The 12,524-nt window shown below is 59.5% G+C and carries 11 protein-coding genes; 7 read left to right on the top strand and 4 right to left on the bottom strand.

Annotated elements, in window-relative coordinates; translation table 11 throughout:
- Positions 1 to 140 precede the first annotated feature (140 nt).
- The 5 genes from H1Y61_RS27070 (at position 141) to H1Y61_RS05595 (ending at position 4,620) form a co-directional block, all read left to right on the top strand.
- Complete coding sequence (locus H1Y61_RS27070; protein ID WP_156634138.1) at positions 141 to 320, top strand: Com family DNA-binding transcriptional regulator; 180 nt, start codon at positions 141 to 143, stop codon at positions 318 to 320.
- A complete protein-coding gene (locus H1Y61_RS05610; protein ID WP_180573969.1) occupies positions 310 to 486 on the top strand; it encodes a hypothetical protein in 177 nt (58 codons plus the stop codon). Before H1Y61_RS27070 ends, H1Y61_RS05610 begins: the two co-directional genes overlap by 11 nt.
- A complete protein-coding gene (locus tag H1Y61_RS05605; protein ID WP_180573968.1) occupies positions 483 to 1,586 on the top strand; it encodes a GNAT family N-acetyltransferase in 1,104 nt (367 codons plus the stop codon). Before H1Y61_RS05610 ends, H1Y61_RS05605 begins: the two co-directional genes overlap by 4 nt.
- Positions 1,583 to 2,146, top strand: a complete 564-nt coding sequence (locus H1Y61_RS05600; RefSeq protein WP_180573967.1) for a formyltransferase family protein — start codon at positions 1,583 to 1,585, stop codon at positions 2,144 to 2,146. Before H1Y61_RS05605 ends, H1Y61_RS05600 begins: the two co-directional genes overlap by 4 nt.
- Before the next feature lie 326 nt (positions 2,147 to 2,472).
- Entirely contained in the window at positions 2,473 to 4,620 is a 2,148-nt protein-coding gene (locus H1Y61_RS05595) for a TonB-dependent siderophore receptor (RefSeq protein ID WP_409363970.1), read from the top strand.
- Between the two features lie 185 nt (positions 4,621 to 4,805).
- Here H1Y61_RS05595 and H1Y61_RS05590 read toward each other — a convergent pair whose 3' ends face one another.
- The 4 genes from H1Y61_RS05590 to H1Y61_RS05575 all read right to left on the bottom strand — a co-directional run bounded on the left by H1Y61_RS05590 (position 4,806) and on the right by H1Y61_RS05575 (position 8,940).
- A complete protein-coding gene (locus tag H1Y61_RS05590) occupies positions 4,806 to 5,186 on the bottom strand; it encodes a GFA family protein (RefSeq protein ID WP_180573965.1) in 381 nt (126 codons plus the stop codon).
- A 73-nt stretch (positions 5,187 to 5,259) separates the two neighbouring features.
- Entirely contained in the window at positions 5,260 to 7,239 is a 1,980-nt protein-coding gene (fhuB, locus tag H1Y61_RS05585; RefSeq protein ID WP_180573964.1) for a Fe(3+)-hydroxamate ABC transporter permease FhuB, read from the bottom strand.
- A complete protein-coding gene (locus H1Y61_RS05580; RefSeq protein WP_235680836.1) occupies positions 7,236 to 8,135 on the bottom strand; it encodes an ABC transporter substrate-binding protein in 900 nt (299 codons plus the stop codon). Before H1Y61_RS05580 ends, fhuB begins: the two co-directional genes overlap by 4 nt.
- Positions 8,125 to 8,940 (bottom strand): ATP-binding cassette domain-containing protein, encoded by an 816-nt coding sequence (locus H1Y61_RS05575; protein WP_180573963.1) that lies wholly within the window; start codon positions 8,938 to 8,940, stop codon positions 8,125 to 8,127. The genes H1Y61_RS05580 and H1Y61_RS05575 overlap by 11 nt, the downstream gene beginning before the upstream one ends.
- Before the next feature lie 191 nt (positions 8,941 to 9,131).
- On the opposite strand from H1Y61_RS05575, the gene H1Y61_RS05570 reads away from it, so the two are divergent.
- Positions 9,132 to 10,031, top strand: a complete 900-nt coding sequence (locus H1Y61_RS05570) for a helix-turn-helix transcriptional regulator (protein ID WP_174111593.1) — start codon at positions 9,132 to 9,134, stop codon at positions 10,029 to 10,031.
- Positions 10,032 to 10,240: 209 nt separating this feature from the next.
- A complete protein-coding gene (locus tag H1Y61_RS05565) occupies positions 10,241 to 12,466 on the top strand; it encodes a TonB-dependent siderophore receptor (RefSeq protein WP_409363959.1) in 2,226 nt (741 codons plus the stop codon).
- The last annotated feature ends 58 nt before the right edge of the window (positions 12,467 to 12,524 follow it).

Here is a 12,524-nt window from a genome sequence, read left to right as displayed (position 1 = left end):
TACCGGGTGCCGGGGCAAAGCCCCGGAAGACGGGTCTAGTTTGGCGACCAACCCCGTCCGACAGAAAGTCACGCTCAACTGTCCACCCGTTCTGCCCGAAGGCAGAGCGCGGTCATAATCGGAATCTTGAGCGTTAGAAAATGAAAAATATCCGTTGCGGCACATGCACCGCCCTTTTGTTCAAGGCGGGGCGGGCATTCGCCGGGGACATCGAAATAAAGTGCCGCCGCTGCGGCACCATCAATCACTTGAGGCCAGCCGAGCCCGTACCAGATCGCCAGGAGCGGCCAAACGGAGAACCGGCTTATAATGCCAACTGAAACTGACCTGCCGCCATTGCCTACCAAAGCACCGGGCAGAAACCGCCACCGTCATCGCCACCAGCAGGGCGTCATTCTGATTTGTGAAGACGAGAAAGCCCAAGAGTTGCTCTATGATGCACTCACCGCGATCCGCACCTGCAAGATCAAGGTGGTGGTGACATGAAGCTGACCATTACCAATTCCTGCCCGGATTTCGACAGCTACCGCGCGGCAAGGGTCAAATCCCTGTTTAATGTCGAGGATGGCAGCAGCTTTGATCTAACGGCTGATCTGCCAATTGAAGACATGGACTGGAGCCTTGGCCTGATTGTCGGCCCTTCCGGTTCGGGCAAAACTTCGCTCGGCAAACACATGTTTGATGGGGACCGCATTGCCAAACTGGAGTGGCCGAACGATCAGCCGATCATTGATGTGATTGCCCGCGACGGTGATTTCAACGACGCCACGGCGGCACTTGCCTCGGTCGGGCTTGGCTCTGTGCCAAGCTGGCTGCGGCCTTATGCCGTGCTTTCTAACGGCGAAAAGTTCCGGGCAGACCTTGCCCGGATCGTCTGTGATCAGCCCAAAGAGATTGTCATTGATGAGTTTACCAGTGTCGTTGACCGGCAGATTGCCAAAGTCGGGGCGTTAGCCTTTGGCAAGGCGTGGCGGCGCACCAAAGGGCGGGCCGTTCTGCTGTCTTGTCATTATGATATTATCGATTGGCTCGACCCCGATTGGGTCTATGACACAGCGACAGGTGAGTTCACCGGGAGGTGTCATCGGCAACGGCCCAAGATCACCGTGGAAATCCGCCAGACCAATTGGCAATGGTGGCGCTATTTTGAGCCGCATCATTATCTGAAGCTGCCGCATATGATCGCAGCAACTTGCTACGTCGCCTTTGTCGATGGTGAGCCTGTTGCGCATGTGGCCTTTTCCACTCGGCCCGGCATGGTCGAGGCGCGTGCGTGCCGTCTGGTCGTCATGCCGGAATGGCAAGGTGCGGGCGTCGGCATGCGGTTTCTAAATGCCGTTTGCGCCGCATGGCGGCGGGGCCAAAACCGCTTCGGGCTACCGATGCCGACACTGTTCCACACATCGCATCCCGGTCTCGCGGCAGCACTGCGCCGCGACTCTAAATGGACGCAAGTTTCCAGTGTTCTTTATGGCGCGAGCAAACGGCAAAGCGCCGAGGGCAGCAACATGAAAACAGGCTACGGAGGCCACTTCCGGGCTGTCCAAGGCTTTCGCTACATTGACGGGACGGAGATCCGCGCATGAAGATTGGTATCATTGGCCAAAAGTGGTTGGCGCATCAGGTCTTTGACCAGCTCCGGCAATCGTATGAGATCGGTTTTGTGGCGGTCCCGAACGAAACAGACCGATTACACACGACAGCCATAGAGGCGGGCATTCCGATTATCTGCTATAAGGCGGAAGGCTTGCAGCCGCTTCTCCGCCACCCTGTTGATCTGCTGATTTGCGCCCACGCGTTCGTCTTCATTCCAGCGGGAGTCAGAGCTATAGCCTCCCACGCCATCGGCTATCATCCGTCGCTGCTGCCTCTACACAAAGGGCGTCATTCAATTGAGGACGCCATAAATGCCGGAGACCGCATTACGGGCGGCACTGTCTATCACCTCACTGACGCCATGGACGCCGGGCCTTTGGCTTTCCAAAACTGGTGCTTCATTCATGAAGGCGAGACGGCAATCAGCCTCTGGCGCAGGGCGCTTGCACCCATGGGTGTCGAGATGCTGGTGAGGGCTGCCGACCATCTATCGGTCTATGGGTTCGTTCCGGCTGAAGATCAGGAGGAGATTAGCCTAGGGGTGGCATAACCGCACTGACAAATTTAAGTTTTCGCGTCCAGAAGCTGCTACCGATTTGTCCGAAAGGTCGCGCCGCGCCACACCGACCTTTTTCCATCCCAGCATCTCCTTCGCTGAGAGTCTGTCAGGTTCAGATTGAGCCAGACAGACTCTAGGTTTTCCCTGAAACCCTCTAAAAGCCATATCTTTTAAAGGTATTTTTAAACAAATAAAACCTTCGTGGATTTGTCAATTTTAAAGTTGACTCCATTTGTATAGTTCATATTGTCCGCCTGTGACGGAGACGGGATATCTCCTCACGCCGACAGCATGAAGGAAGGCGGAGTATGACGAAAATGACGAAGGGGGCCGGTGGACGCGCGCAGCCTGCGGACCGGATGATGTCCAGACATGGACAATTGCTGCTGGGCAGTATTGCCGGCCTGGCGCTGATTGCCGCCGCCTCGCAAGCCTGGTCGCAAGAGAAGGAAACGGAACTCTCGACCATTACCGTTCAGGGCAAATCCTCGGCCACCGGCCCGGATGCCAATATCGTCGCCAAGGAGACGACTGTCGGCAGCAAGACCGATACACCGATCATCGACATTCCCCAGGCCGTCTCCGTTGTCACCCTGAAGGAAATGGAAACGCGCGGCGTCAGCGACATGCAGGCTGCCGTCGCCTATACGTCCGGTGTGGTCGTCGATGAATTCGGCTCCGACGATCGCTACGACTATTACCGTATTCGCGGCTTCGACACGACGACGCTCGGCATCTATCGCGATGGCCTGAGTGCGCGCATTCCCGCCTGGTTTACCGCAGCCCGCACCGAACCCTACGGCCTGGAACGCGTGGAAGTGCTGAAAGGCTCGACCTCCACCTTGTTCGGCCTCAACGGTCCGGGCGGGATGATCAATGCCGTCACCAAGCATCCGACCGACACGTTCCATGCCGAGGTCTATACCACCTTCGGCGACAACCATATCGAAACCGGCACGGATTTCGGCGGCCCGATCGACAAGGACGGGGTCTTCACCTACCGGATTACCGCCAAATGGCAGAACGCCGACCTGGGCTCGGATTATTCCAACGACGACCGGATCTACATCGCTCCGGCCCTGACCATCAGCCCGGACGAGAGCACCTCGCTGACCTTCCTGACCGACTACAACAAGCGCGACACCACGCCGGCCCTGGGCTTCCCAGCCGGTCTCGACGTCGATACAACCCGGTTCTACGGCGAGCCGGACTTCAACAAGTTCGACACGATCCAGAAGGATGTCGGCTACGAGTTCCGCCACGAGATCACCGAGGGTCTGACCTTCCGGCAGAATGCCCGCTACTCGCATGTGGACCTGGATTATGAGACAGTCTATGGCGCCAGCACAGATTCGAGCGTCAATCGGGAAGCCTATGCCGTGGACGGCGTGGCGGATCGCTTCGCCATCGACAATCAACTGGAATATGACACCAGCACGGCTCGCCTCGACAGCAAGACTTTGCTGGGTGTTGACTATGCCTATGACAGCACCCATGAAGTTATTGGCTATGGCTCGGCCCCGGGCATCGACATCAACAATCCGGTGTATTGCGGTCGCTCCTGCGTGTCTCTCGATCCCTATCTCGATTGGAAGGTCAAGCAGAAGGCACTCGGCGTCTACGCCCAGGAACAGCTGACGCTGGATGACCGCTGGATTCTGACGCTGGGCGGGCGCTATGATTACGTCAATACCGAAGCCGACTATCTCTATACCGGCACGAGCGACAATAACACGTCGGAAGCCTTCACCAAGCGGATCGGCTTGAGCTACAAGATCACACCGGAACTTGCTGCCTATGCCAATTATTCCACGTCCTTCCAGCCGCTGGTGACCCCGACCGCCAATGGCTATTCCGTTGAAGGCTCCTTGAAGCCGCAGGAAGGCGAACAGTATGAAATCGGCTTGAAATACAAGCCCGACAGTTTCGACGCCATGTTCACAGTCGCCCTGTTCGACATAACCCAAACCAATGTTCCCTCCAACGTCACCCCCATACTACAGCGCCAGATCGGCAAGGTCGGGGTGCGCGGCGTGGAAGTGGAGGGCAAGGTGGCGCTCAACGACCGCTGGAGCATGACGCTTGCCTATTCCTATTGGGATGCAGAGATCAAGGAAGACGGTACCGGCGGCGATGCCGGCAACCGCCCCGAGCGCGTTCCGAGAAATACCGCCTCGGCCTGGGTCGATTATACCATTCCCGGCAATGGCTGGCGCGGCGACCTGACGCTGGGCGGCGGTGTCCGTTATGTCGGCTCCAGCTACGGCGATTCGGCCAATACCGTGAAGGTCGATGCCTATACCGTGGTCGATGCCATGGCGAGCTACAAGGTGACCGAAAACGTCACCTTCGCGATCAATGCCAAGAACCTGTTCGACAAGAAATACGTCACCACCACCTATTACGGCAGCTCCTACTACGGCGACCGCCGCACGGTGCTGGGGACGCTGAAATATACCTGGTAACGGGTACGCAGTCATCAGAACGCAAATCAACTGGACCGGCGGCTTCGAAAGAAGTCGCCGGTTTTTGCACCTGCCGCAAGGCTGGTTAGCCATTGGACCGAAAATCAAGATTTGATTTGAAAATAAATATAATTAAAACAATATGATAAATTGAATTTAACGATGCGGATTTTCACCTCGATACTCTATTGCTCGTTCTGCGGCAAACCGTCAGCGATATCGTAATAGTCACCCTTGTCGGCAACGAAGATATGCATTTTGAGCCGCGTCTGGGTGGGACCATCGAAAGCGCCCATGGCAACGGCGATCCAGTCTCTTGCTGGCGGATCGAAGAACAGCGACGTTCCGCAGACTGAGCAAAAGCCGCGCCTGACTTTTTCCGAGGACTGATACCAGCTGATAGTCTCGCTGCCATCGATCTCTATTTTGTCTTTTGGCACATCGGTCGAAGCAAAATAATGGCCAGAATGCTTGCGGCATTTAGAACAATGGCAAGCATCCGGTGGCGGTAAATCACCGTTCACTTGAAAGCGAACAGCGCCGCAAAGACATGATCCCTTATGCATGGGCTTTCTCCGTTCCCCGTCATCATCGCAACGCGCAAATCATGCCTGGAAACGGGAGGACAGGCAAAGCCCTTCACGCCCTCCGGCGCATCAGCAGGATCAGCACCGGCGCGCCGATCAGCGCGGAGACCAGGCCTGCGGCGATTTCGTAAGGGTGGACCAGGGTCCGGCCAAGCCAATCGGCCATCATCATCAGCACGCCGCCGATCAGCACCGCACCGGTCAGTTGCGGCCCGGCACGCAGCAATCCCGCCTCGCGGGCCAGATGCGGGGCCATCAGGCCGACGAAGCTCAAGGGGCCGACCGTCAGGGTAGCCGCGCCGCTGAGCGCGCCTGCCAACAGCAGCAGCAAAAGCCGAGCCATTGCGAGCGGCACGCCGAGTGCGCCCGCAGCAGAGGGACCCAGCGGCAACAGATCCAGCCAGCGGCGCAACAAAGCGACAATCACCACCAGAGCCACGGCGATGACCGTCACCGTGATGGCACTCGTCATCGTGACATTATAGGTCGAGCCGCTCATCCAGCGCATCAGGAAGGTGGCGCGGGGATCGCCGCTGGCCGCCAGCACACCGACAACGGCATCGACCATGGCGCTCAGCGCAATGCCCGCCAGCAGCACCCGCTCCGGCGCAAAACCGGTCCGGGCGGCAAACAGGAAAATCACTGCCAGCACGGTCAGCGAGCCCACTGCGGCAAAACCGAGCTGGGTGCCAAGACTTGGCGCCGCCAGAAAGAATACCGCTACCGTGACCCCGAAGGTTGCTCCGGCGCTGATGCCCAGCACTTCTGGGCTGGCCATTTCATTGCCGGTCAGCCGTTGCAGGATCAACCCGGCCACCGCCAGCATGGCGCCAGAAGCAAATGCGGCCAACACGCGGGGAAAGCGCACAAGCAGAATTTCGCTGTAAAGCGAGGGGGACAGAAAAGCCCAATCGCCGACGGTACTGCGCCCGAACAGCAGCGCCATGGCGATCAGCATCACGCCACCGATCAGCCCCACGATCAACACCGTCCGGGTCGAGGCAAGGTGCCGAGGCTTCGGCACCCGCTCGACCATGATCCGATGCCGGGTTTTCAACAGCGGCAGCAGCACCAGCAGCAGCGGCGAACCGAACAACGCAGTGACAGCTCCGGTCGGCAACATGTCGCTGAATTGGTCGGCAAGCAGCAGCAATGCGCTATCGGCAAAGAATAGCAAGGCCGCGCCGATCAGTGTGGACCACACCAAAAGTGCGCCGGAGCGCCGCGCGCCGGTCAGCCGGGCAAGCGTTGGTGCCACAAGCCCGATAAAGCCGATAACCCCGACCGCGCTGGTGACGAAAGCCGCCAGCAGCACCGCAAGCGCAATAGCCGCCGCCCTCAGATGGCCGGTCTTGACGCCAAGCGCCGAGGCCCCCGCCTCCCCCAGTTCGACGAGAGTAAGCGGCCGCAGCAACAGGGCAGCGGCGACGGCCACCAGCCCGACCTTGGGCAGAAGGGTGAGCGCCGGAACCCAGCTTTGCTGGGCGAGCGACCCGGCCCCCCAGATGAACAGGCTGACCAGATAGCGCTCATTGAGCAGCACCAGCACGCTCGACAGCGCCCCGCACCACAGGCTGACCACCAACCCGGCCATAACCAGCGAAAACGGTGAAAAGCCACGCCGCAAACCCATCAGCAGCACCAGGCCCGCCGCAATGGCACTGCCGGCCAGTGCCACCATATCGCGGCCAAAACCCAGCAGGCCGGGCGACAGCAGCAGCGCCAGGACGATGGCGAGATTAGCTCCGGCAGAAACCCCAAGCGTGGTCGGCGAGGCCAGCGGATTGCGCAGCACCTGCTGGAACAGCGCGCCCGACAAGGACAGCGCGCCCCCGCAGATGAACGCCATCGCCAAACGCGGCAGGGTGGCATTGTAAAGCACGGCATAATCAATGTCATAACCGGCACTTTCAGGCCGCGCCAGCACCGGTGCGATGCCATGCCATGCCATCAGGCCCCCAAGACCGGCAAGCAGCAGGGTGACGAGGAGCGGACCTCGATAGGATGGTCTGGAAGAGAACGGAATATTCATGCTTGACTGTCCAGGTCATCAGTCAGCAGGCGCGCGAAGCGCATGGCTTCCACCACCATCCCGAACATCAGGGTTGAGGGCAGGACGGCGAAGCGCTCCGGCTTTGCCATCGGCAAGGCCTGCCAGAGCGGGCTTTTTGCCAGCACCGGCATGACATCGGCGGGAACAGGCTCGAAAGCGATCAGCCGGGCGCGCGGATCGGTGATCGTCGCCAGGGTCTCGATGCCGATCAGCTCAAAGCCCCAGTAATTGCCGGGCTTTTGCCAGGCATTGGTGAGGCCCAGCCGCTGGAGGACATCGTGATAAAGGCCGGGCGCCGTATAGACCCGCACATGGCGGGCATCCATGAAATTGACCAGCGCCACCGGCGGCGCATTCAGCCGGGCAAGGCGAGCGCGGCAGGCATCAAAAAACGCATCGGCTTCGGCCAGAAAAGCCTCGGCCCTTGCCTCCAGTCGCATCACCTTGCCGAGATCCCGCGTCGCACTGTAAGAGGCGGCCAGGATATCGGTGGTGTCAGGCGCATAGACGCTGGCGCGAAACAGCGGTGCCAAGGCCTCCAGCCGCGGCTTCAGCGGGTCGTTAAAGGCGGTAGACAGGATCAGGTCGGGCTTCAGGGCGATCAGCAATTCGAAATTGACCTCCCAGGACGAGCCGAGATCGATCACGCCGTCAGGCATGCGTGGCTCTTCCACCCATTTGTCCCAATCGGCCAGCGACGCCACTGCCAGCGGCGTGACCCCAAAGGCCAGCAGGGTCGAGGCAAGGCCGTAATCCAGGCAGACAACACGGGAAGGTGGACCACTCTCGGCCCGAGCAGCAGACGCCATGAACAGGCTCACACCCCCGGCCAAAAGATGGCGGCGGCTGAGCGGTAGGAAAGGATCAGCAGACATAGGCGAGCGGGATCTCCAAACCTGGATGGCGGGTGACGTCCATATCGACGCCGTAGATGGCGTTCAGCGTCTCACGGGTCATCAAAGCCGTGGGGGAGCCTTCGGCAATCAACTGCCCGGCCTTCAGCGCATAAAGCCGGTCGCAGAAACGGCTGGCCATGTTGATGTCATGCAGGACGATGATGACGCTCAAGCCCTTTTCCTGCGACAGGCGGCGCACCAGCGCCAGCACGTCCATCTGATGGGCGATGTCCAGCGCCGAGGTCGGCTCATCCAGCAGCAGGCATTCGCTGTCTTGCGCCACCAGCATGGCGATCCAGGCCCGCTGGCGCTCGCCGCCCGACAGCGTATCCACCATGCGGTCCGCCATCGGCAGGATATGGGTGAGATCCAGCGCCTCCTCCACCTTGGCCTTGTCCGCCTCGGTAAACCGGCCAAGCGCGCCATGCCAGGGATAGCGCCCGCAGGCGACCAGTTCGCATACCGTCATGCCATGCGCCGCCGTGACGTCCTGTGGAAGATAGGCAACCTTGCGGGCAAAATCGCGCGCGCCAAGCGCGCCGGCATCCGCCCCGGCAAACTGGATCGTCCCGGATGTCAGGCTTTGCTGGCGGGCGAGAAGCTTCAGCAATGTGGATTTACCCGAACCGTTATGGCCGACAAGACCGGAAATCTCACCCTTACGGAAACCGATCGACACGTCCCGCAACAACGCCCGGCCATCGACGGTGAAACCAAGCGCCTGCGTTTCGAAAATCATCTCCGGCTCGCCTGCGGCCAAGATTTTGCGATGTTCGCTCGCCATCAAAGATCCTCTAATACACAGTGCCACTCAGCTTGACCCCACCAAGCTTGAACTGGGCGGATAAAACATGATAATAAAAATCAACTATACACAGTCTTGCCGCTTCGCAAGGGTGTTTTCAACTCTGTTTTGTCCATCACCTTGCGCGGCGCGCTGCCAGCGCCCGCACGTCACTTGTCCCGGATTGGCCCATGTCCTACCTGCCCCGCATGACCAGCAAGATCGACGGACTGTCCGTCGCCTCCGGCCTGCACCGGCGCTATTGGAACGGCATGGTCGCCGATCTCTGGTCGGTGGATTGCCAAAGAGACGCGGGTGGGCATTATGTCAGCAGCGATCCGCGCTTGTTCATTCTTTTGGACGCCGCAGGCGAGGATGGGGCCGACCTCAGCATGGCTGAAGGCGGTGGCAAGCGGATTTCAGGCGCGATGGCCAGGGCAGCCCATTTCATTCCCGCCGGGTTGGAACTATCGACTGCGATCACCGGCGTCAAAAGCCTGCGGCATCTGGATCTGCATTTCGATGCTGATATCTTGCGGCACCGGTTAGGCGAGGATGCCGGGCTGGCAGCTTTGCACCAGCCGCGCTACTTGCTTGATGATCCACGGTTGCTGGCGCTCGCCGAACTGATCGCCGCCGATGTCGCCAATCCGCATCCCCTGCACGATCTCTATGGCGATGGCCTGGTCAGCGCGCTGCTGATCGACGTGCTGAACATTCGCCCCACACCTGCGCGCCAACTGCCCCACCGCAAACGCAGCAAGCTGGCCGCCTGGCAGCTCCGCCGGGTTTGCGATTTCATCGAGGCCCATTGCCTGCGCACCATCCGGCTGGAGGAGCTGGCCGGGCTGGCGGGCCTGTCACCCACCTATTTCAGCCACGCCTTCAAGGCATCAACCGGCCTGTCACCGCATCAATGGCAAATGAAGGCGCGGATTGAAACGGTCAAGCAACGGCTGCGCGACCCCGCCGTGCCGCTGACGGTGATCGCGGCGGAAACCGGCTTTGCCGATGCCGCCCATTTTGCCCGCAGCTTTCGCCGCGCCGTCGGCCTGTCCCCGTCCGAATGGCGGCGAGTCCGGCTCAATTGAGGTGGATGGGTGAGGTGGCTGGGAAAGTCGCCCTGCCCGGTTCCGCAATCGCGGTGCAATACCCCTTAAAATTCTGTGCGGCGGGACACGGTTTGCCCAAATCCGTTCAAGCCGTCCATGCTTGCGACAAGCACGACAAAAATACATGAATTAATTAGTCATCATTTGAAATTCATGCCCGGCTGGGGCATCGGCAATAAGGTGATGATATGGGGACGGCATTGGTTCAGGCACGGAAAACAAAAGGGCAGGATCGCTCAAACCGGCATCGCGCCGCCCTGATGGCCGGGATTGCCCTGCAAGCGCTATGCCTGCCGGGCCTCGTCCATGCGCAGGACGCCACCACGCAATTGTCAACCATCACCGTCGAAGGCAAAAGCGAAACCGCGACCGGCCCGGTTGATGGCTATGTGGCCAAGCGTACCTCGACAGGCTCCAAATCCGATACGCCGATCACGCAAGTGCCGCAATCGGTCTCGGTGATCGGCACCGCCGAAATGGCGGATCGCGGCGTCACCAACAAGGTTGATGAGGCGCTGCGCTATACGTCCGGCGTCTACACCCAACCGTTCGGGGCCGATGGCGACACCAACTGGATGTATATACGTGGCTTCGAGGCCACCCAGACCGGCAGCTTCCTCGACGGGTTGAACCTGTGGAGCTATGGCTTCGGTGGGTTTCTGGTGGACCCTGTCGTGCTAGAGCGGGTGGAAGTGCTGAAAGGCCCGGCCTCGGTTCTCTATGGCGGCTCCAATCCGGGCGGGCTCATCAATATGGTCGGTAAGCGTCCGACGGGCGAAAAATTTCTCACCACCGAAATCGGCATCAACAATTATGGCAATGCCTTCCTGACCTTCGATACCGGCGATACGATCAAGGACAGCGATGTCAGCTACCGAGTGACCGGCAAGATCGCCGGTGGCGACAAGGCTGCCGATTACGCCCATGATTTCCGTGGCGTGATCATGCCGCAAATCACTTGGGCTCCGGATGATGGCACCAAGCTGAATGTCTATGCCTATTATTCCTATCTCGACCAGACCTCCGGCACCAATGGCTTCTTCCCTTATGTCGGCACCGTGGAAAAAGCCTCCTTCGGGCGGATCGACCGGGATGCCTATTATGGTGAGCCGGGCAGCGACTACAGCTATTCACGCCAGACCATGGTGGGTACGGATTTCAGCCACGAGCTTGAAAACGGCTGGACGTTTTCGCAAACCGCCCGCTATTCCTACCTCAACAAGGCCGAGAACACGCCCTATACCTATGGGTATTACGACCCGGCCACCGGCAGCAATTATCTTTCTGAACCGACAAGCAGCGATGCCTACCTGACACGGCTTGGCTTCAACCACCATACCGAAGTCAATTCCTTCGCCATCGACAACCATCTGAACGGCGAGGTCGAGACTGGCGCGCTGAAGCATGACGTAACGCTGGGCGTCGATTACAAATTCTACCAGCTCGATCAGGTGCAGGCCAGCACCACCGACACGCCGATCAGTGCCACCGATCCGGTCTACGGCACGACCCAGCCCGCCAATTCGGTCTATCTCAACCAGATCCTGCGCCAGAACCAGATCGGCGGCTATGTGCAGGACCAGATCCATTTCGGCGGCGGCTTTATCGCCACGCTGAATGGCCGTTACGACTATGTCTACACCACGTCCAACGACCGTACCGCCAGCAATGCCGACTATGACAGCAATGAAAGTGCGGCCAGCGGCCGGGCGGGTCTCGCCTATCAATTCGACAATGGCTTGACGCCCTATGTCAGTGTCGCCAGCTTCTTCAATCCGCAGATCGGCGTGACCCAGGGCGATCCACTGAAGGCGGAAAAAGGCGAGCAGTATGAAGCCGGTATCAAATATGAGCCAAGCTTCTTTCCGGGCATGATCACCGCCTCGGTCTTCCAGATTGACAAGAAGAACTGGACCGTGACCGATCCGCTCACCTTTCTCTCCACCCAGATCGGCGAGGTGCGCTCGCGCGGCTTCGAACTGGAAGGCAAGGTGGAGCTGAATGCCGATTGGAAGGCGCTGGCCTCCTTCACCTATCAGGATCTGGAGATTCTCGAACACGCCGATAGCTCGTTGATCGGCAATTCACCCTATCTCGTGCCCAAAATGCTGGCATCCGCCTGGCTGGATTACGCGATCCCAACCACGGTTCTGGCCGGAAAACTCGAAGGCTTCAGCCTGGGCGGCGGCATTCGCTATCAGGGCGAAAGCTGGGCCGATTACGCCAATACCAAAAAAGTGCCTGATGCCGTGCTGTTCGATGCCGCCATTCGCTACAAGAAAGACGACTGGGGCGCGGCACTGACCGTCACCAACCTGTTCGACAAGCAATATGTCTCCGGTTGCCAGGGTACGCTGACCTGCGGCTACGGCGAAGGCCGGACCTTAACGTTGAAGATTTCGAAGAGCTGGTAAGGTCAGACATCATGCCAGTACGTTCAGTCTGCCGAGCGTACTGGCATAAGAGGGTAAT

Source organism: Agrobacterium vitis (assembly GCF_013426735.1).
Taxonomy (GTDB): domain Bacteria; phylum Pseudomonadota; class Alphaproteobacteria; order Rhizobiales; family Rhizobiaceae; genus Allorhizobium; species Allorhizobium vitis_D.
The sequence above is the reverse complement of the archived record's forward strand: the minus strand, read 5'-3'. Positions and strand labels throughout refer to the sequence as shown.

Excerpts from the sequence above, each read along its gene's own strand:
- H1Y61_RS27070 (WP_156634138.1), top strand. The coding sequence starts at position 141 with ATGAAAAATATCCGTTGCGGCACATGCACCGCCCTTTTGTTCAAGGCG.
- H1Y61_RS05610 (WP_180573969.1), top strand. The coding sequence starts at position 310 with ATGCCAACTGAAACTGACCTGCCGCCATTGCCTACCAAAGCACCGGGC.
- H1Y61_RS05605 (WP_180573968.1), top strand. The coding sequence starts at position 483 with ATGAAGCTGACCATTACCAATTCCTGCCCGGATTTCGACAGCTACCGC.
- H1Y61_RS05600 (WP_180573967.1), top strand. The coding sequence starts at position 1,583 with ATGAAGATTGGTATCATTGGCCAAAAGTGGTTGGCGCATCAGGTCTTT.
- H1Y61_RS05595 (WP_409363970.1), top strand. The coding sequence starts at position 2,473 with ATGACGAAGGGGGCCGGTGGACGCGCGCAGCCTGCGGACCGGATGATG.
- H1Y61_RS05590 (WP_180573965.1), bottom strand. The coding sequence starts at position 5,186 with ATGCATAAGGGATCATGTCTTTGCGGCGCTGTTCGCTTTCAAGTGAAC.
- fhuB (WP_180573964.1), bottom strand. The coding sequence starts at position 7,239 with ATGAATATTCCGTTCTCTTCCAGACCATCCTATCGAGGTCCGCTCCTC.
- H1Y61_RS05580 (WP_235680836.1), bottom strand. The coding sequence starts at position 8,135 with ATGTCTGCTGATCCTTTCCTACCGCTCAGCCGCCGCCATCTTTTGGCC.
- H1Y61_RS05575 (WP_180573963.1), bottom strand. The coding sequence starts at position 8,940 with ATGGCGAGCGAACATCGCAAAATCTTGGCCGCAGGCGAGCCGGAGATG.
- H1Y61_RS05570 (WP_174111593.1), top strand. The coding sequence starts at position 9,132 with ATGTCCTACCTGCCCCGCATGACCAGCAAGATCGACGGACTGTCCGTC.
- H1Y61_RS05565 (WP_409363959.1), top strand. The coding sequence starts at position 10,241 with ATGGGGACGGCATTGGTTCAGGCACGGAAAACAAAAGGGCAGGATCGC.